Origin of the sequence: Pseudomonas sp. FW300-N2F2 (assembly GCF_017351655.1) — a bacterium.
Classification (GTDB): domain Bacteria; phylum Pseudomonadota; class Gammaproteobacteria; order Pseudomonadales; family Pseudomonadaceae; genus Aquipseudomonas; species Aquipseudomonas fluorescens_AA.
On record NZ_JACNDQ010000001.1, the window covers coordinates 3,037,900 to 3,062,585 of the forward strand.

22 protein-coding genes are annotated in these 24,686 nt (G+C 58.6%); 5 read left to right on the forward strand and 17 right to left on the reverse strand.

Translation table 11 applies throughout. The annotated features are described in order from the left end of the window. Nucleotides 1–4: 4 nt before the first annotated feature. On the reverse strand, nucleotides 5–1,441 hold the full coding sequence (locus J4E63_RS13115; RefSeq protein ID WP_207282225.1) for an amidase: 1,437 nt from the start codon (nucleotides 1,439–1,441) through the stop codon (nucleotides 5–7). A gap of 114 nt (nucleotides 1,442–1,555) precedes the next feature. Between J4E63_RS13115 and J4E63_RS13120 the strand changes: the two genes are divergently transcribed. Then, nucleotides 1,556–2,128, forward strand: coding sequence for a TetR/AcrR family transcriptional regulator (locus J4E63_RS13120; RefSeq protein WP_207282226.1), 573 nt, complete (start codon nucleotides 1,556–1,558; stop codon nucleotides 2,126–2,128). On the opposite strand, the gene J4E63_RS13125 is transcribed toward J4E63_RS13120, so the two are convergent. The 3 genes from J4E63_RS13125 to J4E63_RS13135 form a co-directional block, all read right to left on the reverse strand. Next, complete coding sequence (locus J4E63_RS13125; RefSeq protein ID WP_207282227.1) at nucleotides 2,125–3,231, reverse strand: FAD-dependent oxidoreductase; 1,107 nt, start codon at nucleotides 3,229–3,231, stop codon at nucleotides 2,125–2,127. The genes J4E63_RS13120 and J4E63_RS13125 overlap by 4 nt on opposite strands. A gap of 187 nt (nucleotides 3,232–3,418) precedes the next feature. Further along, on the reverse strand, nucleotides 3,419–4,966 hold the full coding sequence (locus tag J4E63_RS13130; protein WP_207282228.1) for a TerC family protein: 1,548 nt from the start codon (nucleotides 4,964–4,966) through the stop codon (nucleotides 3,419–3,421). Nucleotides 4,967–6,144: 1,178 nt separating this feature from the next. Further along, entirely contained in the window at nucleotides 6,145–7,080 is a 936-nt protein-coding gene (locus J4E63_RS13135; protein ID WP_207282229.1) for a hypothetical protein, read from the reverse strand. A gap of 549 nt (nucleotides 7,081–7,629) precedes the next feature. Between J4E63_RS13135 and J4E63_RS13140 the strand changes: the two genes are divergently transcribed. Further along, complete coding sequence (locus J4E63_RS13140; RefSeq protein WP_207282230.1) at nucleotides 7,630–8,175, forward strand: hypothetical protein; 546 nt, start codon at nucleotides 7,630–7,632, stop codon at nucleotides 8,173–8,175. A gap of 42 nt (nucleotides 8,176–8,217) precedes the next feature. On the opposite strand, the gene J4E63_RS13145 is transcribed toward J4E63_RS13140, so the two are convergent. From J4E63_RS13145 to gabT, 10 genes are all read right to left on the reverse strand, one after another. Beyond that, nucleotides 8,218–8,853: a hypothetical protein gene (locus J4E63_RS13145; protein ID WP_207282231.1), complete on the reverse strand. Its 636-nt coding sequence runs from the start codon at nucleotides 8,851–8,853 to the stop codon at nucleotides 8,218–8,220. Nucleotides 8,854–9,065: 212 nt separating this feature from the next. Continuing rightward, complete coding sequence (locus tag J4E63_RS13150; protein ID WP_404943326.1) at nucleotides 9,066–9,692, reverse strand: hypothetical protein; 627 nt, start codon at nucleotides 9,690–9,692, stop codon at nucleotides 9,066–9,068. Then, nucleotides 9,692–10,390 carry a hypothetical protein gene (locus J4E63_RS13155; protein ID WP_207282232.1) on the reverse strand — a complete coding sequence of 233 codons (699 nt, stop codon included), beginning with the start codon at nucleotides 10,388–10,390 and terminating at the stop codon, nucleotides 9,692–9,694. Before J4E63_RS13155 ends, J4E63_RS13150 begins: the two co-directional genes overlap by 1 nt. A gap of 94 nt (nucleotides 10,391–10,484) precedes the next feature. After that, a complete protein-coding gene (pstB, locus tag J4E63_RS13160) occupies nucleotides 10,485–11,246 on the reverse strand; it encodes a phosphate ABC transporter ATP-binding protein PstB (protein ID WP_025214260.1) in 762 nt (253 codons plus the stop codon). 75 nt (nucleotides 11,247–11,321) lie between these two features. Then, on the reverse strand, nucleotides 11,322–12,233 hold the full coding sequence (gene pstA, locus J4E63_RS13165) for a phosphate ABC transporter permease PstA (RefSeq protein WP_060742349.1): 912 nt from the start codon (nucleotides 12,231–12,233) through the stop codon (nucleotides 11,322–11,324). Continuing rightward, nucleotides 12,233–13,198: a phosphate ABC transporter permease subunit PstC gene (pstC, locus tag J4E63_RS13170; protein ID WP_207282233.1), complete on the reverse strand. Its 966-nt coding sequence runs from the start codon at nucleotides 13,196–13,198 to the stop codon at nucleotides 12,233–12,235. The genes pstA and pstC overlap by 1 nt, the downstream gene beginning before the upstream one ends. 72 nt (nucleotides 13,199–13,270) lie before the next feature. Next, complete coding sequence (pstS, locus tag J4E63_RS13175; RefSeq protein WP_207282234.1) at nucleotides 13,271–14,302, reverse strand: phosphate ABC transporter substrate-binding protein PstS; 1,032 nt, start codon at nucleotides 14,300–14,302, stop codon at nucleotides 13,271–13,273. 300 nt (nucleotides 14,303–14,602) lie between these two features. After that, complete coding sequence (locus J4E63_RS13180; RefSeq protein ID WP_060742352.1) at nucleotides 14,603–15,091, reverse strand: Lrp/AsnC family transcriptional regulator; 489 nt, start codon at nucleotides 15,089–15,091, stop codon at nucleotides 14,603–14,605. A gap of 46 nt (nucleotides 15,092–15,137) precedes the next feature. Beyond that, entirely contained in the window at nucleotides 15,138–15,794 is a 657-nt protein-coding gene (locus J4E63_RS13185) for an HAD family hydrolase (RefSeq protein WP_207282235.1), read from the reverse strand. Between the two features lie 92 nt (nucleotides 15,795–15,886). Further along, the gene (gene gabT, locus J4E63_RS13190; protein WP_207282236.1) at nucleotides 15,887–17,179 is read right to left on the reverse strand and encodes a 4-aminobutyrate--2-oxoglutarate transaminase; all 1,293 of its coding nucleotides are present in this window, start codon (nucleotides 17,177–17,179) and stop codon (nucleotides 15,887–15,889) included. 286 nt (nucleotides 17,180–17,465) lie between these two features. On the opposite strand from gabT, the gene J4E63_RS13195 reads away from it, so the two are divergent. The 3 genes from J4E63_RS13195 (at nucleotide 17,466) to J4E63_RS13205 (ending at nucleotide 20,231) form a co-directional block, all read left to right on the forward strand. Further along, nucleotides 17,466–18,392, forward strand: a complete 927-nt coding sequence (locus tag J4E63_RS13195; protein WP_207282237.1) for a glyoxylate/hydroxypyruvate reductase A — start codon at nucleotides 17,466–17,468, stop codon at nucleotides 18,390–18,392. Between the two features lie 226 nt (nucleotides 18,393–18,618). Then, nucleotides 18,619–19,476, forward strand: a complete 858-nt coding sequence (locus J4E63_RS13200) for a GNAT family N-acetyltransferase (protein WP_207282238.1) — start codon at nucleotides 18,619–18,621, stop codon at nucleotides 19,474–19,476. A gap of 47 nt (nucleotides 19,477–19,523) precedes the next feature. Beyond that, on the forward strand, nucleotides 19,524–20,231 hold the full coding sequence (locus J4E63_RS13205) for a cupin domain-containing protein (RefSeq protein ID WP_207282239.1): 708 nt from the start codon (nucleotides 19,524–19,526) through the stop codon (nucleotides 20,229–20,231). 480 nt (nucleotides 20,232–20,711) lie between these two features. Here J4E63_RS13205 and J4E63_RS13210 read toward each other — a convergent pair whose 3' ends face one another. The 3 genes from J4E63_RS13210 to argE all read right to left on the reverse strand — a co-directional run bounded on the left by J4E63_RS13210 (nucleotide 20,712) and on the right by argE (nucleotide 24,658). Beyond that, complete coding sequence (locus J4E63_RS13210; RefSeq protein WP_060742358.1) at nucleotides 20,712–21,791, reverse strand: tartrate dehydrogenase; 1,080 nt, start codon at nucleotides 21,789–21,791, stop codon at nucleotides 20,712–20,714. A 34-nt stretch (nucleotides 21,792–21,825) separates the two neighbouring features. Next, nucleotides 21,826–23,283, reverse strand: coding sequence for an NAD-dependent succinate-semialdehyde dehydrogenase (locus tag J4E63_RS13215; protein WP_207282240.1), 1,458 nt, complete (start codon nucleotides 23,281–23,283; stop codon nucleotides 21,826–21,828). A gap of 217 nt (nucleotides 23,284–23,500) precedes the next feature. Continuing rightward, a complete protein-coding gene (gene argE / locus J4E63_RS13220; protein ID WP_207282241.1) occupies nucleotides 23,501–24,658 on the reverse strand; it encodes an acetylornithine deacetylase in 1,158 nt (385 codons plus the stop codon). Nucleotides 24,659–24,686: the final 28 nt, after the last annotated feature.

The following is a 24,686-nucleotide window of genomic DNA, read 5'->3' on the forward strand; positions in this document are numbered from 1 at the left end:
CCGGCTACAGCTTTCCAGCCCAAACCTCAGGTTTGCGTGCTGCCCAAGGCAAGGCTCGCTCCAACTGACCTGCCAGACGCAGCAGCGAGTCCTCTCGACCAAAGCCCGCTGAGAACTGCATGCCTATAGGTAGACCACTTTCTGGATCAAACGCCAATGGCATGGACATAGAAGGGGACCCAGTGACATTCGCTAACGCGGTGAAAGGGGAGTGGGTGAATACGCGATCTATCCAGCCTCTGCCATCCAGATGCTGCTGCCCATCGTTATAGCTGCCTATTGCAGGGGGCAGTGCTGGCAGCGTCGGACTCAACAGGACGTCGTATTTGCAGAAGAAGTGCCCCATGCTACGGGTCACAAGATTTCTCGAATACATGGCCTCAAGCAAATCGATGGCGGTGAGTCGACTCCCCATCTGATGCAACGAAAGCGTGGCAGGTTCAAGCGTGGTGGCATCAATGGGGCGGCCTGTTCCCGCAGCGATGGCATTGATCCAGGCAGCGGTATTGGCTGACCAGAACCGTGCATTCATTTCAATAAAGCCATCCCAGCTCAGACCAATGTCCAGACGAACTTCTTCCACGCTATGGCCCAGGCCTTGGAGCTGGACCGCAACATTGCGGGTCGCTTCTGCGATCGGTTCGGCGCAACGAGTGGCGTTTAGCGGATGCAGGAGAAGGCCAATCCGTAGGGATCCCGGCTCGCGAGTCGTTTCCGCCAGATAGGAATGTTGCGTCTTAACAATCTCAAAGGGATCACCAACAGCAGCCCCTTTGGTTGCGTCCAGTAAAGCGGCACTGTCGCGCACGGTTCGACTGACGACACCGTGCACGGCAAGCCCGGCCCATACCTCGTCCACCGCAGGCCCCATTGAAATTCTGCCCCGGCTGGACTTTAGCCCGAATAGGCCAGTAGCGGCTGATGGTACGCGGATAGAACCACCACCATCGGTGGCATGCGCCGCAGGTACCAGGCCGGCGGCTACGGCAGCGGCCGAGCCACCACTCGATCCACCGGCGCTGCGACTCAAATCCCATGGGTTGCGCGTAGGGCCCGAAAATACGGATTCAGTGGTTGTACTGGCAGCCAATTCCGGAGTGGTGGTTCTGCCGATGGTCACGAGGCCTGCCTGTCGCAAGCGGATCATCAGGTTAGAGTCTTCAACGGCAATGCACCCGGTCGCCAAGCGACTGCCCAGCTCATTCAGGTGCCCCTTGGCAGTCAGCCCTAAGTCCTTGACCAGAAACGGCACGCCCTTGAATGGCCCGGTAGCTGCCTGAGGTTCATTTCCCCAAACCTCAACCACCGCATTGATCTTTGGATTGAGCTGCTCAATGGCGGACAGGGCCGCAGCGCTGACTTCGGCTTGAGTGACTTGACCGCTGCTGATCAGCTCAGCAAGGCCCATTGCATCGTATTCGGCGTATTCAGTGGTTCTCATCGCGTTCTCCGAGCCATCTACCTGGCAAAAGCGGTATGATTACTTGTCGGTATCGAACGATACCCATCGGTATAGTAGGATACCGTTAAGTATCGATGTCAAGCGGAGAACACCATGCGGCCCGAACGAATTCCACAGTTAGCTCCCCGAGAAAGGATTCTCGATGCAGCCGAGGAGCTGTTTTTCAATGAAGGCATTAGTCGGGTGACGGTGGACGCCATCGCGGCAAAGGCCAAGTCGACCAAGATGACCGTCTACCGGCATTTCGATTCGAAAGACGCGCTGGTGCTGGAGTGGCTAAGGCTGCTCGTCGATAAATATTCCGAGATATTCGACGCGCTTTCGGCACAGTACGCCGACGATGCAAAGGCGCAGATTCTCGGGTTTGCCGAGTTCATCGCCCAGGATCTTTCGGCAGCGTCTTATAGGGGCTGTCCGTTTACCAATTCACTGGCGGAGCTACCCGAGCCAGGAAATCCTGCGCGCCAACTCATCGAAGCGCATAAAAAGCGACAGTTCCTCCGACTGGTGGATCTCTGTGTCGCGGCCGATTTGCCCGAATCGAACGAAGCTGCGATGGAACTCACTTATCTGATGGAGGGGGCCCAGGTCGTTTCGCAGAACAAAAGCATCAAGGGTGTCGGTGAAAATCTGATGAAGATGGTTCGGAAAAAAATCAGCGGCTAGCGCTCAAGCAGCCCCCGAACCCGCTTGGCAATGGCAAGGCAAGCGGTCAACCCGGGCGATTCGATCCCGAACAGATTGATCAATCCCGGAACGTTATGCAGCCGTTCACTGCTGATGAGAAAGTCGCTGGCAGGTTCGCCAGGTGCGGAAATTTTCGGGCGAATCCCGCTGTACCCGGGTTGCAAACTGTTGTCCGGCAAATCGGGCCAATAGCTGCGAATCGCTGCATAGAAGGCATTGGCCCGTGATGGATCGACCCGATAGTCCTCGGCCTCGACCCATTCGGTGTCCGGGCCGAAACGCGCTTGGCCGCCCAGGTCCAAGGTCATGTGAACCCCGAGGCCGGCGGCCTCCGGCGCGGGGTAGATGAGATGTGTGAAGGGCGCGCGCTTGGCCAGGCTGAAGTAGCTGCCTTTGCACAGGTAATCCCGAGGCACCGTTTGTTGCGCCAAGCCCTCCATGCGCCTGGCTAATGCAGGCGCTTTAAGGCCGGCCGCATTGATCAGCAGGCGGCAGGACAGCGCCGTCGGTGCCGCCCCTCCGACATTGAGAAGGAAACCGTCAGCGGTGACCTGGGCACTGATCAGGGGCGAGTAGAACGCGATGGTGGTGCCTGCCGCTTCAGCATCGCCCTGCAACGCCAACATCAACCCATGGGAATCCACGATGCCGGTCGACGGCGAATGCAACGCGGCGATGCATTCAAGCGCAGGTTCCAGCGCGAGGGCCTGATCACGATCGAGCAGGCGTAGATCCTCCACGCCATTCACCCGTCCTCGCTCGAGCAAGACCTCCAGTTGGCGAACTTGCGCTTCATCCTTGGCGACGATCAGCTTTCCAGTTTTACGTGTGCTGACCCCATGGCTATCGCAGTAGGCATAAAGTGCATGCCTGCCCTCGACGCACAACTGGGCCTTGAGGCTGCCGGGCGGGTAGTAGATCCCGGCATGGATCACCTCCGAGTTACGCGAGCTTGTGCCGATACCAATCGCTTCTCCGGCTTCAATCACCAGCACTTCATGACCTGCCAGGGCCATTTCCCGCGCGACGGCAAGACCGACGACACCCGCACCCACGACTACGCAATCGATATCGACACTCACCGTCACGGCTCCTTTCAGTTGCATCGGCGATGTGTTGCTGGACGTTCAATGCCGCTTTGTCATCTTGGCAACGGTCGTTTGCAATTTATCGGCAAAAGCAGCGTATTGGAATTCATCAAGACGCAGTAATCGCTGGGGCAGGCAAGGGGAGAATGAACAAGGCCGCAAATGCGGCCTCGTTCTGTGCTTATTCCTGACGCAATAGCACCCTGGTCACTCGACGTTCTTCAACCTCCATTACGGTCATGCTCCATCCTTGGCAACTGAGCGTGTCGCCAATGATCGGTAAGCGGTCCAGCAGGCTCATAACCAAACCAGCCAGTGTCTGGTAATCCTCTGTCGCTTTCGCCTGGAAGCCGATGTGTTCGCGGACCTGAGTGAGATTCAGGGCGCCGCTGACCAGGAAACCGTCTTGCTGGGGAACAATATTCGGGCCTTCGATTTCACTGGCATCCGGCAGTTCACCGGCAATGGATTCCAGGATGTCAGTCATGGTGAGGAGGCCGACGAAGTCACCGAACTCGTTCACCACGAACGCGATGTGGGTCGACTCTTTACGCATTTGCTCCAGTGCATTGAGGATCGTGAAGCTGTCGAGCAGGTTGATGGCTTTGCGCGCCATGACTTCCAGGTTCGGCTGATTGCCCGCCAGTATTTCCTTGAGCAGTTCTTTCTTATGGACAAAGCCTAGCGGCTCATCCACGCGTCCTTCGCGGATCAGCGGCAAGCGCGAGTAAGAAGAGTGCATCAGCGCCGTACGGATTTCTTGCGTAGCGTCTGCCAAGTCGAGGTGGTCAATTTGCGCACGAGGCGTCATCACGCTGCGTATCGGGCGCTCGGCCAATTGCAGCACGCCACTGATCATGACCCGTTCGCGCCGATGGAAAACCTGCTCCGGTTCATCGCCCTCCAGCATGTCGGCGATTTCCTCGCCGACTTCATCGGCCCCCAGCTTTTGGCCGCCCAGCAGGCGCAACACCGCATGGGCGGTACGCTCGCGCATCGGCCGAAGACCTTGCAGGCTTTTCTTGCGGCGCGAGCGCGCCAACTGGTTGAACAGTTCGATCAGGATCGAGAAACCAATCGCGGCGTACAAGTAGCCTTTCGGAATGTGGAAGCCCAGACCTTCAGCCGTGAGGCTGAAGCCGATCATCATCAAGAAGCCCAAGCACAGCATGATGACGGTAGGGTGGCCGTTGACGAATTTTGTCAGCGGCTTGCTCGCGACCATCATCAAGCCGATCGAGAACATCACCGCGATCATCATGACCGACAGGTGCTCCACCATCCCCACGGCCGTGATCACTGCATCCAGGGAAAAGACCGCGTCGAGCACCACAATCTGCGCAACGATAGGCCAGAACATCGCATAGGCGGCATTGCCGGAGCGTTGCGCCACGTGGCCCTCGAGTCGCTCATGCAACTCCATGGTCGCCTTGAACAACAGGAACACACCACCGAACAGCATGATCAAATCCCGGCCCGAGAACGTCTTGCCGAAGACCTCGAACAGCGGGTTGGTCAACGTCACCATCCAGGAGATGCTGGCGAGGAGGCCGAGGCGCATCAGCAACGCCAGGGACAGGCCGATGATACGGGCACGGTCGCGCTGCTCGGGCGGAAGTTTGTCGGCCAGAATGGCGATGAATACCAGGTTATCGATGCCGAGCACCAGCTCCAGCACGATCAACGTCAGCAGGCCCAGCCATGCCGTAGGGTCAACGATCCATTCCATGGATTATTCGCTCCCTCGGACGATCAATGCGAGGGAAGAGGGCTGCAACGAGCGTATGCAGACCGCTGGAGCGCAGGAGAGAAAACGGTTCTTTGAAAGGCGACTGGGAGGTTCCTGGAGGGTGTTCATACAGACCTGGAAATGATTGGGGAATAAATCCTACAACGGTTTCCAGTAATTCATACGAGACGATTTATTACAGGATCTGACAAGGGGGATTGATGAAAACAGTGCGTCGACACGTCCCCTTGAAGACATAGGCAGCTTACGCGGTGCATTGTCGGGGCTGCATCGCAGCCCTTACGGAATATTCGGAGCCGTTGTGGTGATCATCATTATTGCAACCGCGACACTGATTTATCAGTTCCTCGATCCTCGGCATTCCCAACCAATCCGAGCTGTTTTATCTGTTCGTGAATTTTGTCCTTAGTCATACCTCAAATGTCCCGTTTGCCAATGCGGGTAACGCGCTGGTGTTCCAGGAAGCTTTTGCCAATTGACGAAGTTCAGTGTCGCTGTCACGTATGGAAGTTTTAACCCGTGGCTGAACCGGTCTCGAGGCATGAGCCAGCGGTTCAGCGAGAGCCGGTAAAGACCGTGGTGACTGACCGCGGTAGCACAGCGAAAAGCCTACACAGGGCGTCACTTGGACTGATCACTTGCTACACATAATGTATATTATGTTAAACGACATGTTTACTCCACCTCGGATGGTACGCAATTGACCCTTACGAGCCGTTGCCAGCAGTGCCCGCTTTCCCTACGAATGACGGCAGCATTAGCTACACGCCGGATGCTCTCGGTCACCACCTCGGTGAGTTTCGCAAACGGCTAGCGTTTGTGCTGACTCGGCGATAGCGAGGGTCGAAAGTAAGTTCGGGCGCATGACATTCACAACGATTCGAAGATCCACGATCTTTACCTGGGAGACCTATGGGCCCGAGTACACAGCCCTGCGTCGTCAAGAATGTCAAACTTGCCTAGTAGGTTTGCGTGTGGGAGCTTGGATACGTTCCCTTCGCGATCAAAGACTGCCTCGCTTTTTGCACGATTACTTTTTATCCGGTAATTCACACCTTCGAAAAAACCCTGGTCTTGCCAGGGTCTTTTACGTGACGCCCGAGTCAACTCCTGTAGGCTAGGAGCCAGATGGAATGAAGTGCTTGGGGGATGAAGACTTAACGGATGAAGGTCGTGTTGGTTCTGTCTACAAACCCGCGCAGCTTATCGGCAACCGTCTCCAACTCGGCCTGGAGCCCTGGCCCTCTTGGGATAAATCGTTTTCTAAAAGCAGTGACTTGTTTGTCCAAGGTGTTAGCAGTTGAAGGAAACGTGGCGGCGAACAACTTGAATGTGGTCACTGCGTCCAAGCCAATTGGGCCTTGCTGTGCAGTAAAAGGTACGGCGTATTGCTCAACGGCAAGGCCAAACCTTCTATTCGAGCTCGCGATGACGGGCGCCAACATTACCCATGCGTGCGGTAGATCTTTCAGGGATTTTTTATTGATGACATGATCCGCATCCAGTGTCGAGTCAAATGGCTTGAGCAGGTGGCTGTCTTTAATGGCGGCCTGTTCAGAGGAAGAAGCAATCTGACAGCGCGCGGCCATGGCTCTGAAAATTTTAACCAGCTTCGCGCGGCGACCTGGGGATACTTTTTTACGGATGGCACCCGCTTCCACAGAAGCTGCGACTCGCTCGTAAACAATCGCAGCACGCCCCTGCACTTCAAATAGCTTTCGATCATCGCGTAGGTAATTCAACCAAGCCAGCAGTGCCACTCTGTATTTTGACGACGTGGCTTTGACCCAGATAAATGAGCTGCCTCTCAAGTTAAACGAGCTATTGTCCACGCCATGCGTCATGAACGCAGGATTTGATGGGGTGCCAACAGACACTTTGGTCAGCCCGTTTAATTTTGCCCATTTAAAAAACTGCTTGGTGGTACTGAAGGCCCCAGGAAGCGCACCGAATGAATCACCCTCCTCCACCGCCACCTGAACGGAAGTCTGAAAGTTTAAATAACAATAGGCGTGATGATCCCACCTACCTCCATTCGCCAAGGCCACGCTCTCCATAAACTCAACCAGGGACTGCGTTAGTACAGATGCCATGTAGATATATCACCTAATTTGTTTAGCTTGAGGTGAATATATGCCAAATTTGATGAAATGCCTATAGCCACAATCGGCATTCAATGGGTGCCTTCCAAGAGCAATGCATCTAAGCATGCCAGCAGCATACTTAGTATATTAGCATTATCCGCCAAAACAGCGTGGGCGCTTGCCCTAGATACGTTTATATTGGCCATATTTAAATCAGGAGTTCAGGGTGAGATGTAACAGTGTTCACACAAGACTGCCCACACGAGGATATTTGGTGCTTCCAGTTCGAAAGAACCTCATGCAACTTGCAGACATGACTTGCGCCAGGTAAACGCCACTCATCATGGACAGAGTCGCAATGGCAGTCCTTTCTCCAGGTCTGTCGATGCGTTTTCCCGGCGGCGGTTCGTGAGTAGACCGGTTAGTTTATCGGGGGTACATGAATGACTGATCCGTCCACACGATGTTTAAGTGCGCCATAAACCCACCCCCACCCTTGATGGCTCAACGCTATCTGTCGATAATCCCCCCTTCAAAAAAAGCACATAAGGATTTGCTGTGAAGAAGCTCTACCTGGCCCTACCGTTCTGCGCATTGCTGCTCCAGGGCTGCGGCGTGACCATGACCCGCTATGAACCCAATTTCCAGAACGTTCAGCAGCTCAAGAAAAATGAGCCCATGCAGTCCCTGCGCGAGACGCAGGTGAATGCCGATACGGGCCAAGGGTCGCTGATCGTGCGCCTGAACCCGATTTCTTCGCCTGTGGGCAGCGTTCCACTGCACATCCAGGCCGCGATCAACGATGAGCTGCGTCAGGCTGGTCTGTTGGATCCTCGTGCTGATCGGCAGTTGCAGGTTCAGTTGGTCAAGAGCCAGCTCACCGCCGGCGTGGGCACGGGGCACGGCGAACTGGCTGCACGCTTCACCCTGCGTAAAGGTGATCAGGTCCTGTACGAAACCACTAAAGACGTGCAGCGTGAGTGGGACAGTAGCTTCTTCGGTCCGATCGCCATTCCGGCGGCGGCTAACAACTACAACCCTATGCTGCAAGATCTGCTCAAGAGCTTGTACAACGACCCACAGTTCACTCAAGCGTTGAAGTGATCAAAAAAAAGAGCCGCGACTGCGGCTCTTTTTCTATCGGTGTCAACCCCGTGGGATGTGGGTATCGACAGCGGAATATTTCATGCGGTTGTTGTCGACCCAGTTTTTCAGCAGCGCATTGACCTGGCGATTGAAGGTGTCGGTGACGGCAGCCTTGGGCGTGTTACCCGCCAGCGGCAGGAACCAGATACCCATCCAAGTGTTGACCGCGTCATGATTGCTGGTCTTGCCCAACGGCTGGCCCTGATTGTCCAAGGTTTCCAGGCTCATGGTGTACTGGTCGGTTGCCAGCGCAGGAATGATCGTGAACGTGAGGCCACTGATGAATGCCAAGACCATTTGCCCACCGCCTGGCGCATGGTTGTAGACCTTCAGGCGAAGGCTGTAGTCGCCGGGTTGCTTCTGGAACTCGTCGAACACTACGCGCCCGAAAAGCCCTGATTCATCGAAGGTTCGCTTCAGATCGGGCTTGAGCATGTCACGAGCCTGAGGCACCTCGGTGGCTTTGGCATTGTCGGGTTCGCCCTGATAGAAATCGAAGTCGACATAGACGTTCGGCTTGTTCGAATAGCTGGCCATCGAAGGCAGGTTCACGGGTGCGACTTCATCTTTGGTGAAACTGGCGCATCCACTGAGGCTCAAGGCCAAAGCAAGGCCTAGGGCTTTTCCAAATTGCATATCGACTTCCTTGCTTAATTTATTGATGCCGCTCACAGAGAGGGGGGACGAATTCTAGCGATATTCGCTTGAAATCAAAAGGCCACCACTCTCTGCCCTCGCCCGCGTTTTTCCATTGACGAGGCTGAGGGATGAGCTGGAGCGGCTGTGTCTGGACTGATGGATACCGAGCGCGTTCGACCTGCTAAAGGGACATGGCTCGCAATCACCCACTAAACACTCGGCATCCGGCGTAACGAAGCACGCTGGACAGGCATCTGCTGCCAAGCCAGCTGCGCCTGAACAATGGCGACCGCCTCCAGCACTTTATGCGCCCAGCCCTCATCTTCCGGATGCACCACGACAACGCGAAAACCATGGTCATCACCTTCAATCTGCACGCCTTCGGAATCATCGACATGCAAGTCGATATCGAACGCCGGCGGATATTTCGAGGGTGCATTCGACAGCCCATGGACCGTTAGCGCTTGATTGTGCAGCACGCTGTTGACCACGCCGTCGACGCGGATGCCGTAGAGCAACAGCCAACGCCGGATGTAGGACGGCGTGCGACCGGACGATGTATAGACCCAGATGCTGCAATCCTGGCGGCGCAGTTCTCGGATCAGGGAGCGTGTCCCCCTGCGCAACGGCTCACCCAGCCAGCGATGAACGCAGGCCGGCAATCGGCTTTGCTCGACTTCGCAGTGGTGGAGTTGGCAGGCGAGCGTGTCATCGATATCAAACGAAATGCGTATGCGCTGCCGCCTGGACATCTGCATCGGGATAGCCCAGCGGATGGCCTGCCCTGCCCGGCTGCCGAAGGTTTTGCATTTGGCGAGCGCTGAACTCCCGCTCATCAATGGCCACCCTGAGAGATGGGCAAAGACTTGCCCTTGAGAAAAAACTTCATCGGGTCAGGCGCTTGTTCTTCCAGGAAGGCTGCGTATTTTTTCTTGATCTTGGGCAGTTCGTACAACGCCTTGACTCCATGTTTGGCAGAGTTGCGTATGACCGATGACGGGTTGAAGTAGCCTTTGGCGTTTTCCAGCGTCAACACGAAAGGCGGCAAGCCCGCGCGCATGAGCAGGTAGCTGACGATGAGCGACCCACTGCGGTTGTTCCCTTCAATGAACAACTGCGGCTTGCTGAGAATGCGCACATAGACGCCCGCCGCCCGCTTCCAGACGGATTCGCTGCGATACGTGCAATACCAATTGAACAAGTCCTTGATGCCTCCCTCAACGTTGTTGAAGAAATGCGCCTCGGTCGCGGCCAGGTGCTGGGCGTATTCCAAGCGGCGCGTCGGGTCTCGACCACAAAGCACCGTGGCGTTGATCTCGAGCATCAGGTTCAGTTGCTGAAGGTCAAACAGATCGACGCCGCGGGCAACATAGTCGTCAATCAACGCGTAGCCTTCAAGCACGTTCTGCAGTACTTCGTCGGTCAAGGGATCGCGTGGCTCCGTGAAGTGCCGGCTGAGCTCGGCGAAGCGATTTTGCACTTCGCGCAGTGCATGTTCAATCGCAGGCAAATCAAGGCGATGCGTAGCAGGCATTGGTGCTCCTTGGAAACGCTTGGTAAATGTCTACCGGATGCCCGCCAAATCCATTTGGCTTCTGCAGGTATGCGGCCTTGACCGGATGGGTGACTTAGCTGAACTTGCCGCTGATGTAGTCGCCGGTCATCTGTTCACGTGGGTTGTCGAAAATCTGCGTCGTTGGGCCCATTTCAACCAGATAGCCGGTGCGCGTGCCCTGGGAAATATCCACCGAGAAGAACGCCGTCGTGTCAGCGACACGGATGGCTTGCTGCATGTTGTGGGTGACCAGCGCTATGGTGTAATCCTTCTTCAGCTCGACCATCAGTTCCTCGACCCGCCGGGTAGCGATCGGGTCGAGTGCCGAACACGGCTCATCCAACAGCAGGACTTCCGGCTCGGTGGCGATGGCGCGGGCGATGCACAGTCGTTGTTGCTGGCCGCCGGAGAGCGACAGGCCGCTGACTTTGAGCTTGTCCTTGACTTCATCCCACAGGGCGGCGCCTTGCAGCGCATGCTTGACCCGATCGCCTATATCGCCTTTGTAGCGGTTGAGGCGCAGGCCAAACGCGACGTTGTCGAAGATGCTCATCGAGAACGGGTTCGGCTGTTGGAACACCATGCCGATGTAACGGCGCACGACCACCGGATCAACGCCCTTGCCATAGACATCTTGTCCAAGGAAGTGCACGTGGCCCTCGAAACGGAAACCTTTCACCAGATCGTTCATCCGGTTAAGGCTGCGCAGCACGGTACTCTTGCCGCAGCCGGATGGCCCGATGAAACCGGTGATCTTGTTTTTCTCGATCGGCACATGGCTGTCACGTACCGCCATGAAGTTGCCATAGAAAATCTTGTCCAGTTTGCAGTCCATGACTACAGGCGCCTGGGTGACAAACGGAGCGGCTATTTGCGCAGTGGATACGTTCAAGATCAGATGCTCCCGTTCTTAATACTTGGGCTTGCCGAAGATACGGCTGATGATATTCACGACCAGTACGATCATCACCAGCACCAGCGAGGCCGCCCATGCGAGCTCGAGCTGGTTGTCGAACGGCATGCCGGAGAAGTTGTAGATCAGCACGGCAAGCGATGCCGTCGGGTTCATGACCTCGAGGCTGCCTTGGTGGTAGATCCAGTAGTTGCTGAACAGCGCGGTAAACAACAGCGGCGCCGTTTCGCCCGCGGCCCGTGCCACCGCCAACATGACGCCGGTCAGGATCGCCGGCATGCCGGTGGGCAAGACGATTTTCCAGATCACCTGCGAGCGGGTACAGCCCATGCCATAGGCGGCATCCTTCATGATCTTGGGCACCATCCGCATCGACTCTTCCGCCGTCAGCACGACGATAGGCAGCATCAGGACTGCCAGCGCTACGCCACCGGCCGGGGCCGAATAAGTGCCGGTGGTCATCACCACCAGGGCGTAAGCAAACACCCCGGCCAGAATCGATGGCAGCCCCGTGAGCATCTTGGCGGCAAAGCGCGCAGCGTTCGCCAGCTTGCTGTCCGGCCCCAGTTCAGCCAGGAAAATCGCCGCCATGATGCCGACCGGTACCGCGATTGCCGCCGCGATACCCACCATCACAAAGGTACCTGCCATCGCGTTGCCGAAGCCCCCGCCCATCTCGAAGCCCGTCGGCGGCAGTTCGGTGAAGACTTCCAGGTTCAGGCGAGCGCCGCCGCGGGTGATCAGCATGTAGAGCACGGAAATCAACGGTACGCTGGCCAGCAGCGCCCCGCCCCAGACCAGGGTGGTCAGGATCAGGCTGCGCAGGGCGCGGCCCTCGAACTTGCGCTGCAGGCTGGGCATCGCGCCTGCTGGAGCCGTCAAGTCTGTTGCAGCAGTCAGGTCGGTCATCACTTATTACCCCGCTGGGCGTACATCATGATCAAGGAGCCGAAGACGTTCACGATCAACGTGATCAACATCAGCACCAGTGCGGCATACATCAACACCTCGATCTCGTTCGGCCCGGCTTCGGGGAAGTTCAGGGCCAGCAAGGCCGCCAGGGTGTTGGCCGGTGCGAACAGCGAAAGGGAAATGTTATTCGCGTTGCCTACCAGCATGGCCAGCGCCATCGTTTCACCCAACGCGCGTCCCAGGCCAAGTACCAAAGAACCGAAAATGCCCGTGGCGGCCGACGGCACCATCACCTTGAGAATCGCTTCCCAGTGGGTGGTCCCCATGCCGTAGGCGGCCTGCTTGGTTTTCATCGGTACGCCCGTGAGCGCATCCTGCGAAACAGCGGCAATGGTTGGAAGAATCATGATGGCAAGCACCAACGCCGCAGGAAGCAGCCCCGGCCCGCTCAAGGATGTGCCGAAAAACGGTACCCAGCCGAGTTCGCTGTTCAACCAGGTCGTCAGTGGTCGAATCGCCGGGATCACCACGTAGATCCCCCACAGGCCGTAGACGACGCTGGGGATGGCCGCGAGTAATTCGACAATGGTGCGGAAAATGGCGGCGAGCTTGGGAGGCAGGAAGTCCTGGGTCAGGAAAATCGCCATGCTGACGCCGAAAAAGCCCGCGATCAGCAATGCGATGAAGGCGCTGTAGAGCGTGCCCCAGATAGCCGGCAGGATGCCGTATTTACCCTGGTTCACGTCCCAGACGGTGCCTAGGAGAACATCAAACCCGTGCTTTTCCATGCCAGGCAGCGCCTTGCGTCCCACTTCGAACACGAGGGCAAATACCAACGCCAGAACCAGAATGCCCCCAATACGCGCAAGCGCACGAAAGGTGCGATCAACCAGGAAGTCCTTCGCGGACGGTGGTTGGCAGGCAGAATCTGGATTAACCGGTACGACAAAGGGTTTGTTCATTGGCTAAGTCCGGAACAAGGGGGAAACTCTCCCGGCATGGCTGACAGCACACACCGAGAGAGGCCTCAGGCGTTACTGAATGTTGGCGGACGCTTTGCGAACCTGCTCGACAACCGACTGCGGCAACGGGATGTAACCCATCGAGTCGGCAATTTTCTGCCCTTCGGTCAGGCTGTATTCGACCATTTCACGCATGGCCTTGGCCTTGGCCGGGTTGCCGTTGTCCTTGCGGAAAATCATCCAGGTGTAGGACGTGATCGGGTACGACTTGGCGCCGTCTGGATCAGGCAACCAGGACACCAGGCTATCCGGCATCTTCACCGCTGCCAGAGCCTCGGCACCACTCTCGGCGTTTGGCACGACGTAGTGGCCGGCCTTGTTCTGCAACTGGGCAAAGTCAACCTTGGCAAGTTTGGCGAAGCCGTATTCGATGTAGCCAATCGCGCCCGGCGTCTGGCGCACAGTAGCCGTCACACCATCGTTCTTCGGCGACTTGATGAACTTGTCACTGGCCGGCCAGTTGACGGTGTTGCCCTCCCCCAGCGCCTGCTTGAACTCCGGATTGATGGTCGCCAAGTGCTTGGTGAATACCGCGGTCGTACCGCTGGAATCCGCGCGCACAACCACCGTGATCGGTGTATCGGACAGTTTCAGGTCCGGGTTGGCAGCGACGATCTGCGGATCGTTCCAGCGGGTGATTTTGCCCAGGAAAATGTTGGAGTACACATCGCGTGGCAACTTCAAGCCTTTAGGATTGCCCGGCAGGTTATAGGCCAGCACGATTTCCCCAGCGGTCATCGGCAGCAACTGCACGCCTTCGGCAACCTTGGCGATATCTTCGTCTTTCATTGCCGAGTCACTGGCGGCGAAATCAACGGTTTTATTCAGGAAGTCCTGTACACCCGCGCCGCTGCCCTTGGATTGGTAATCCACAGTGACACCTTCGGATTTCTTGCTGAAATCCTTGAACCAGGTCAGGTAGATCGGCGCCGGGAAACTCGCGCCAGAACCCGTCAGACGGACGCTTTCTGCAGCGAATGTCGCCGAAGTGGCACCAAGAGAAAGCGTAACCGCGAGCGCAACAGACTTCATCAAACTTTTCATAGAAAGAAATTCCTTGTGATGACGGGCTGGGGAACTCTGCAACAGTCGTGTTACGTTTTTATGAAGATCGAATTGCAGAAGGAACAAATGTCCCCGTTTTACGCCACCGCACCGACGTGAAAAGCTCGCGCACACTCACGCCCCGGCGTTTGCGCAGGGCCTGAAGAAGTTTGAATTCACACGCCGATTGATCGGATCGCAATGCCGAGGCGCATTGATTCCGGCAGCGCTGGGGCTGCTTGCAGGTCGTAAGGAGCCGTTCGAAGGATTGCCGTCATGGACGGCTGGCGCTGGGACGTATCAGTGACGCAACAACCTACGCAGCGGAACCCCATCCTTGAGCACGGGGGATTTGATGACGATGTAACTGAAGTACTTGGAAATGCCGATGTTCTTGTCCAGCAACCCTTCGATCACTTCCTGGTAATGCTGGATACTGCACGTCATGAAGCGCACCAGGTAATCGTAGCCGCCGCTGATCAAATGGCACTCCAGCACTTCATCGACCAAGCGAATATTGGATTCGAACTTGGCGAAGTCTTCCCGCTTGTGGTCGCTGAGAGTGACTTCAGTGAAGACCGTCACCGAGTCAGTGATCTTGGCCAGGTTGAGATGAGCCCTGTAGCCGGAAATATAACCAGCCGACTCGAGCCGCTTGACTCGCTGCAGGCAGGGGCTGGATGACAGGCCCACGGCATCGGCGAGACTGACGTTGGTCATTCGACCGTCCTTTTGAAGTTCAACAAGGATACTGATATCAATTCGGTCTAGTTTTATTAAACCTTCCATCGGGTACCCCTCGGTTGTCTTCAGGTTGACAGTGGTTTTAGCAAATTCAACGCCGCAAAGATAGCTGATGCTGAGCGACGAGGTCGGCCATGCTGGTGATGTAGAAATCGGCGGAATATGCTTGATTATCAGGCTCATGGCCACGGCGGATCAGGCACAGGCCAGCCGATTTTGGCGGGTACGCGGGCGGCCTGGACACTTGCATGATGTTTTCAGGCTTGAGCTTGTTCGCCAGCAACCATGCCGCGTCCTCCAATGGATTGTTGGCGCGGGAATGCAGGTCCTCGGGGGGAATTCCCAAGCGTTCGCAGAGCGGGTCACGATCCTCGGCATCACGATCGCAATACACCAGCAGCCGGTAGAATTTGCGCAGGTACAACATGGCACCGGGCGCGTCCTCGAACAGCGACCAGCTGCTGGCCGAACGGGCAAAGCTCATGCCCTCCTCCCAACTGACCTTGAGCCCCAGGCGCTCTGCCAGTTGACGATGGGCAAAGCACAACAGACCACTGAAGCCCAGTTCGGAAAAACGCGGATAGAGCCCGCGCACTGCCTCGTCGAACTCAGCCAGCACCGCCTCCCTGGCTGGCACGTCCGGATGGTTGTCGAGCAAAGGTTGCAGGGCCGTCCAGACACCGGAATCCCGATCGACCAGGACTTCGTCGCAATCGATCAGCAGCGCACGATAATCAGTCAGGTGCATGTGTGTCGCCTCCCATGATGCATTCATCAATCCATATGCGCTAAATGCCCCCGGTCGGCACATCGCTACTGCGGGCCGACCGAGACCTGAGATTAATCCAACACGCGTAGCAATGCTGCTTCAAGAATGGTCAGTGCTTCGTCGATCTGACTTTCTTCGGTGACCAGGGGCGCCAGGAAGCGCAGGACATTTCGGTGCACCCCGCATTTGATCACCAACAGCCCGCCGACCCTGGCCTGGTCGATCAGTTGTTGGGTGAGTTCGGCATCGGGGCTGCGGGCCTCATCGTCCTTGATCAATTCGATGGCCAGCATGAAGCCGGTACCGCGCACGTCACCGATGCGCGGGTGACGTGCCTGCAAGCGCAGCAGGCCCTGTCGCAGCCGCTCGCCCAGGACCTGGCCACGCTCGAGCAACTGCTCCTGCTCGTAAGCGTCGATCACCGCCAGCGCCGCTGCACACGACAAGGCGTTGCCGCCATAGGTGCCGCCAAGACCACCAGGCAATGGCGCGTCCATGATGTGCGCACGCCCCACCACGCCCGAAATGGGCAAGCCACCTGCCAGACTCTTGGCGACGGTGACCAGGTCCGGCTGAATGCCGGCGTGCTGAAAACCGAACCATTTGCCGGTACGCCCGAAGCCGGTCTGGATTTCATCGAGGATGAGCACGATGCCGTGTTGCTCGGTCAGGGTCCGCAGCGCCTGGAGAAATTCGGGCGGAGCAGAAAGGAAGCCGCCGTCGCCCTGCACCGGCTCGATGATGATCGCCGCGACTCGATCCGGAGCGACTTGGGTCGCCAGCAGCTCATTCAGGGCCTGCAACGCCATCTCGCTGCTGAAACCACGATAGGCATTCGGGTATGGAGTATGGAAGACCTCCGGTGCGAAGGGCCCGAAGTTCTGCTTGTAGGGCTGGCTCATGCCCGTCAGCGTCGTACCCAGCAAGGTACGCCCATGAAAACCGCCACGAAAGGAAATGACCGCGGGACGATTGGTATGGGCTCGGGCGATCTTCACCGCGTTCTCCACCGCCTCCGCGCCAGAGGTGAACAGCGCCGCCTTGTAGGCTTGCTGACCACCTACCAACTCGCACAGGCGCTTGACCAGGTCGAGATAGGGCTTGTAGGCCACCACCTGGAAGCAAGCATGGCTGACCTTTTGCAATTGGGCCTGCACGGCCGCGATTACCTTCGGATGATTGTGGCCGATGTTCAAGACGCCAATGCCGCCGACGAAGTCCAGGTAGCGCGCCCCGTCCACGTCCCACACTTCAGCCCCCTGGGCCCGGTCGATGACCAGCGGATGTGCGGTGACCAGACCCCGGGGCACGAATTGATCGCGTTGACGGAGCAAGCTTGGGGTTTCTTCGACTTTACTGTTCATGGCATCTCCCACAGTGAACCAGGCAACCGGGAAACGGCTGCGATGTGTTCCACAGGTTAAGCGTTCGACGCGATTGTCTAAGCCGAACTTGGGCTCTGGGAAATTCGGATCGACTGTTTTCACCCCGGCAAACAGCAGATTCCTTCAGCCGCCTCCAGCCCGATGGAATCTGCCGGCAGACGCCCCATACAACGCAGCGATGTGTGATTACGCAGGCTCTTTTGATACATCCTGCTTTGCCACTCGGGCATGCTGGAGGTTCCCTATCCAGTACGAGAAGTGACCCATGGCCCTGCTTTATAAAGCCGACCCGGTACGCGGCGAACAATGGAAGCGTCTATTCGCCGAGCACGCGCCGGATATCGAATGGCGTGCCTGGCCGGACATCGGCGATCCGAAGGATATTCGCTACCTCGCCGCCTGGCAGGCGCCGGACGACCTCGAAACACGGCTGCCAAACCTGGAGGTGCTGTTCGCCTTGTCGGCCGGGGTCGACCAACTTGACCTTGATCGCCTGCCCACGTCCCTGCCGGTGGTCCGGCTACTCGACCCCGGCATCACCCGGGGCATGTGCGAGTACGCCAGTTTCGCTGTGCTCAGCCTGCACCGGGACATGCTCCGTTATCGCCAGCAACAGGTCGCCCGGTGCTGGCAGGCGCACTTGCTGCAGCCGGCGGCCCAACGTCGGGTCGGTGTCATGGGACTAGGCATGCAGGCCCGGCAGATCCTGGCCACCTTGCAGACCTTTGGCTTCGCCTTATCAGGTTGGGCACGCAGCGAACACCGCATCGCCGGGGTGGACTGCTTTGCCGGTGACGAACAGCTCCCGGCGTTCCTCGGCCAATGCGACATCGTGTTGTGTGTCTTGCCATTGACCGCGCAGACCAAAGGGATTCTCAACCGCCAGTTGTTCCAACATCTGCCCAAGGGGGCTGCCCTGGTCAACATGGGCCGCGGCGGGCACCTGATAGAAGAGGATCTGCTCGAGGCTCTAGCCAGCGGCCAGCTCAGTGCCGCGGTGCTCGACGTATTGCAACAGGAACCAGCCGCGCCGGATCACCCGTTCTGGCAGCATCCACAAATATTGCTGACGCCGCATATCGCGGCGATGACCCAACCCGAAAGTGCCTTTGGCGTGTTGCTGGACAATATCCGACGCCATCAGCGAGGCGAATCGATGCTCGGCCAGATTGACCCTCAGCGACGTTATTGACCCGCGCTTGTCATGCACCTACGAGAAAAACACCGACGAAAAATCCGCTGATATTTGCTGCTGAGCCTGGTCCCGATTTGAGCAATAACTGCGGCGCGCGAAGCCGCAACTTATGCAATCTACCGAATCAATGTCCGCCTCTTGTCAGGCCTGGTGGCAGATGAGATACCAACACTTTCAGCGGAGAAATCCGACCGGTCACGCTCCCTGTCCATGGAGATCTGTCATGTCCAACACGCAACGCCCCGCCTGTACCTATCGCCCCATGACGCCTGCCGATGTGGCATCGGCTCATGCCTTGTCCGTGCAGTTGAAGTGGCCCCACCGCCTTGAAGACTGGGCCATGCTGCAGCGTGTTTCGCAGGGTTTTGTCGCAGAGGACGAAGGCCGCCTGATCGGTACGGCGTTCACTTGCCCGCAGGGTGATTACGCCACGATCGGCCTGGTGATCGTCAGTGATGAGTACCAGGGCCAGGGCATCGGTCGCAAACTGATGGAGCTGGCACTCCAGGCGTGCGGTTCGCAGACCCCCATGCTCAATGCGACGCTGGCCGGCGCGCCTCTTTATGTCAGCCAGGGATTCGTCGACTTTGGGCATATCCAACAACACCAAGGAAACGTATCGCCTCCGGCCCCCACGGACCTGCCATCCGGTGAGCGCCTGCGCCACCTGACCGAAGCCGATCGAAACGACGTAATCGCACTCGCCAACGCTGGCAGCGGCCTGGACCGGCATGCCGTGCTCAACGATCTGTTCGAGCGTGTCGAAGACGTCGTGGGGATCGAGCGTGAGGGGCAATTGCGAGCGTTCGCCCTCCTGCGTTCCTTCGGTCGCGGTCGTTACATCGGCCCGGTCGTTGCGGGAAATCCAGAGCAGGCCAAGCACCTGATCGCGGTGTTGTTGGCGCAAGTGCCGGATGCTTTCGTGCGCATGGATGTACTGCCCGACAGCGGGCTCGGTTCCTGGCTGGAAGAAGCCGGGCTGAAGCAGGTCGACACCGTTGCACAAATGGTTCGTGGGACCCCACCCCAGGCCCGCGATGGCGTACATCAGTTTGCGCTGGTGACCCAGGCCATCGGCTGACGCCCTACTCACAGCGACACTATCCACTCTCCCGGAGTAACACCCTCATGCTAGAACCCCCCGCCGTGCTGCTCGCACATGCCAACGGCACTCCCGCGTCAACAGCATTCACCTGCGGCTCATTGGGCGCCAACGATCCTTTCGACCGACAGATCGCTTATGTCGGGACCGATGACATTGCTGCCGGCGTCGTCCAGGCGAGCGGACAATTCAGCAGCGATCGGTACCCCTACAGTGAAACGATCGTGGTTCACGCGGGACGCGTCATCTTGCAGAGCCAGGATCACGCGCTCGAACTCAATCCGGGTGACAGCGCCGTGATCGCCCGTGGCACATCGGTTCAGATCGACGCGCTACCTGGCTCGTTCTGGGCATTCTGTGCCGATACCCAGCCTGTTGAAGCCGGTACTGCCGGACTGACCGCCCTCCCCCCATACACCCTGCTCTCCCCTTCGACGCCTCCGAGTGAAGAGTTCCTGCTGAGCCCGACACCGCAATGTCGCTCGAACAACGTGTTCGTCGAGGACACGACCAACCTGCGCATCGGCATCTGGGACTCTACACCCTATACCCGCAAGGCGCGGCCACACACGATGCATGAACTGATGCACCTGATCGAGGGCAGCATCATTCTCCAGATCGCCGATGGTTCCGAACTGGCGGTCAACACGGGCGATACGGTGTTCGTGCCTCGAGGCGCCCCCTGCGCCTGGAAGAGCAGCGTCTATGTGCGCAAGTTCTACGTCTGCAAGTGATGTCTGGCGGGGCTTTTTTGGGTTGGTGAGGCCGCGCTCCCCCTGTGGGAGCGAGCTTGCTCGCGATGGCGGTGGTCCGGTCACATGGATGCCGGGTTTACTGGCCTCATCGCGAGCGAGCTCGGCTCCCACATAGGTTCTTCGGTACCCACAGATTCAGCATCCACCCGCAATCCCTTGTGGGAGCTGAGCTTGCTCGCGATGGCGGTGGTTCAGTCACATGGGTGCTGGGCTTGCTGGCCCCATCGCGAGCAAGCTCGGCTCCCACATGGGTTCTTCGGTGCCCACAGATTCAGCATCCGCCCGCAATCCCTTGTGGGAGCTGAGCTTGCTCGCGATGGCGGTGGTCCGGTCACATGGATGCTGGGCTTGCTGGCCTCATCGCGAGCAAGCTCGCTCCCACAAGGGGAGCGCGGTGTACATGAGGTCTGTGGCTTCTGAAAATCCAATGTGGGAGCGAGCTTGCTCGCGATGTTCAGTTCAAAGCGCCATCGCAATAGCCTGACCCACATCCTGAGTCGAGCCCTGCCCGCCTAGATCAGGCGTGATCGGCCCCTCGGCGATAACCTGCTCGATGGCCCTGAGAATCCCATCATGGGCCGCACGGTAACGCTCATCGCCATTGCCGAGGAAGTCCAGCATCAAGGCGCCGGACCAGATCATCGCAATCGGGTTGGCGATGTTGCGGCCATAGATATCCGGCGCCGAGCCATGGACCGGTTCGAACAACGAGGGAAAACGGCGCTCCGGGTCGAGGTTGGCCGAAGGGGCGATGCCGATGGTGCCGGCACAGGCTGGGCCCAGGTCGGACAGGATGTCGCCGAACAGATTCGATGCCACGACCACATCGAAACGGTCGGGTTGAAGCACGAAGCGCGCGCAGAGGATATCGATGTGTTGCTTGTCCCAGGTGACGTCCGGGTACTGCTGCGCCATGAGCGCGGTGCGTTCGTCCCAGTACGGCATGCTGATGGAGATGCCGTTGGACTTGGTCGCCGCGGTCAGGCGTTTGCGCGGTCGGGTCTGGGCCAGGTCGAAAGCGAACTTGAGAATCCGGTCCACGCCGCGGCGAGTGAACACCGACTCCTGCAGCACGAACTCATGTTCGGTGCCTTCGAACATCTTGCCGCCGATCGAGGAATACTCGCCCTCGGTGTTTTCGCGGATCACCACGAAGTCGATGTCCCCGGCTTCGCGTCCGGCCAGCGGGCACGGTACACCGGGAAACAGCCGCACCGGCCGGATGTTCACGTATTGGTCGAAGTCCCGGCGAAACTTCAGCAGCGACCCCCACAGGGAAATGTGATCAGGCACCTTGTCCGGCCAGCCCACGGCGCCAAAGTAGATCGCGTCGAAGTCCTTGAGCTGCGCAAACCAGTCGGCGGGCATCATCTGCCCGTGCTCCAGGTAATAATCGCAGTGAGCCCAGTCGAGCACTTCGATGCTCAAATCCAATTGCCATTTCTTCGCGGCCTGCTCCAATACCCGCAGCCCTTCCGGCAGGACTTCCTTACCGATGCCGTCGCCGGCAATCGCAGCGATTCTGAATGGTTTGCTCATCAACCGTGCCTCCTCTCTTCAAATGCTGACCGGATCACAAGCCACCCATGTGGAAGGCTTTGACTTCAAGGAACTCGTCCAGGCCATATTTGCTGCCTTCACGCCCCAGCCCCGATTGCTTGATACCGCCAAAGGGAGCGACGTCCATGGAAATGAGCCCGGTATTGAGCCCGACCATGCCGAACTCCAGCGCCTCGCCAAACCGCCATGAGCGGCGCAAGTCCTGGGTGAAGAAATAGGCGGCCAAGCCGTAAGGCGTTGCGTTGGCCGAGGCCAGCGCCTCTTCTTCGGTGCTGAAGCGCATCAACGGCGCAACGGGACCGAAGGTCTCTTCATTGGCCAGCAGCATTCCGGCATGGGTCTCACCGAGTACCGTCGGCTGGACGAACTGGCTGTCGCCCTTGGGGATTTCACCACAGAGTAGACGAGCGCCCTGACTCAAGGCCTCGTCGATATGTCGAGCGACCTTGCTGACCGCCGCCGTATTGATCAGTGGGCCTATGTTTACGCCGGCATCCAGGCCATCGCCGACCTTGAGCTTGCCCACCTCCTCCACCAGGCGCTGGGCGAAGCGCTCGTAGATCCCATCCTGCACCAGGATCCGGTTGGCGCAGACGCAGGTCTGCCCGGCGTTGCGGAATTTGCTGAGCATGATGCCGGTCACGGCCTGCTCCAGGTCCGCGTCGTCGAACACGATGAACGGCGCGTTACCGCCCAGCTCCAGGCTCAAGCGCTTGATGTGTTCGGCGCTCTGGCGCATCAGCAGGCGACCGACCGCCGTGGACCCGGTGAAAGACAGCTTGCGCACTGTCGGGTTGCCGGTCAGCTCTTCACCAATGCCGGCGGGCATGCCGGTCACGACGTTGAACACCCCGGCCGGAATCCCGACCCGCTCGGCCAATACCGCCAGTGCCAGGGCCGACAGCGGGGTGAGGTCCGACGGCTTGACCACGATCGTGCAGCCGGCGGCCAGGGCGGGTGCGCACTTGCGCGTGATCATCGCGTTGGGGAAGTTCCATGGGGTGATCGCGGCGCAAACGCCGACCGGTTGCTTGAGGGTCAGCAAGCGGCGATCACCGCTGGGGGCCTGGATGGTTTCGCCGTAGACCCGTCGGGCTTCTTCGGCGAACCATTTGACGAAGCTGGCACCGTAGCGAATTTCGCCCTGGGCTTCCGCCAGCGGCTTGCCCTGTTCGCAAGTCAAGATCAACGCCAGGTCATCGAGGTTGTCGATCATGGCCTGATACCAGCGATCCAGCAGCGCCGCCCGCTCTGCCGCCGGACGGGCACGCCAGGCCGGCCAGGCACGGTCGGCGGCTTCGACGGCGCGCCGGGTTTCACTGCCCTGTATCGCGGGGACCCTGGCGAGCACTTCGCCGGTGGCCGGGTTGATAACGTCCACGGTCGCGGCGTTGTCGGCGCTGACCCACTGACCGTCGATGTAAGCGCGTTCTACCAGCAGGCTGGGGTCTTTCAGGCGATTCTTGAGCATGGTGTCGGGTCCTGTTTTGAGCCAGCCTTCAGTCTATTGTTTTGCCCTGGACGAGGATGCTGAAAACGCCGGCCCTACAGCCGTGAATGCTGAAAATCAGCCTTCGACGGCATGCTCTACCGCGGGTGGGGATTGATCGCCGTACGCCTCGATCAGGCGATGAAACGCACGGGGTTGCAGGCGTGGTGAGGGAATGTTCAATCAGGCAGACGGAACACTAGCGGTGCATTGAGCCCACTAACCCTTGCAGGAAGCGCTCGCCAGCGTCCATCTGGCTGATCTCGATGAACTCGTCAGGCTTGTGCGCCTGTTCTATCGAGCCTGGCCCGCAGACCACCACCGGCACATCCAGGCGTTGTTTGAACAAGCCGCCCTCGGTGCCGAATGAGACCTTGGCCGTGCCGGTGTCCGGGGCGGCAAAGTTTTTCAGGAAGCGCACCGCTTCGACGCTCGGGTGGGTATCGAGGCCCGGATAGACATTCAGGGTCTCGATTTCGATAGCGGCCACACTGGACAGCTTCCTGGCTTCGCCGACGATCAGTTCGGCTCGCTCACGCATCTGTTCCAGGAACCCGTCCAGGTCGTCCGCCGGCAAGTTACGCACTTCGAAGTCCAGGGTGCACAAGTTGGGCACGATGTTCAGCGCCTTGCCGCCGACAATCTGTCCAACATGCACGGTGCTGTAGGGCACGTCGTAATCGGTATCCCGGGCGCCCTGCTCTTGCAACTGCTGCTGGCTCAGGCGCAGCGCGGCGATGAAATCGCAGGCCACGTGAATCGCATTGACCGAGCGCGGTGCCAGGGACGAATGCGCTTCCAGGCCGCGACAGTAAGTACGGTAGGAACCCTTGCCCTTGTGCCCGAGCACGAACTGCATATTGGTTGGCTCGCCGATGACACACAGAAACGGCCGGACCGGTGCCAGGTGCAGCACATCGAGCAAACGACGCACCCCCACGCAACCGATCTCTTCGTCATGGGACAGGGCCAATTGCAAGGGCCGGCTCAATGGCTGCTCGGTGGCCTCGAGCATGGCGTCGACAGCCAGTGCGATAAAACCCTTCATGTCGCAACTGCCTCGGCCATAAATCCGCCCGTCCTGCACCGTCGCCTCGAAGGCAGGAAAGGTCCAGGCCTGCCCCGCCGCCGGCACCACGTCGGTATGCCCGGACAGCAGGATCCCCGGCACGTCCCGTGGCCCGGTGCTGGCAAACAGATTGGCTTTCCTGCCGCTTTCATCCTGGACGATCAGTGACTCGATGCCCTTGGTCAGCAGCAGGTCGCGCACGTACTCGATCAAGGCCATGTTCGATTCCGAAGAGACGGTATCGAAGGCCATCAGCCGTTTGAGAATGTCCAACACGCGGGGTTTCATGAGGCCTTGCTCCGTTGCTCGACTGAAA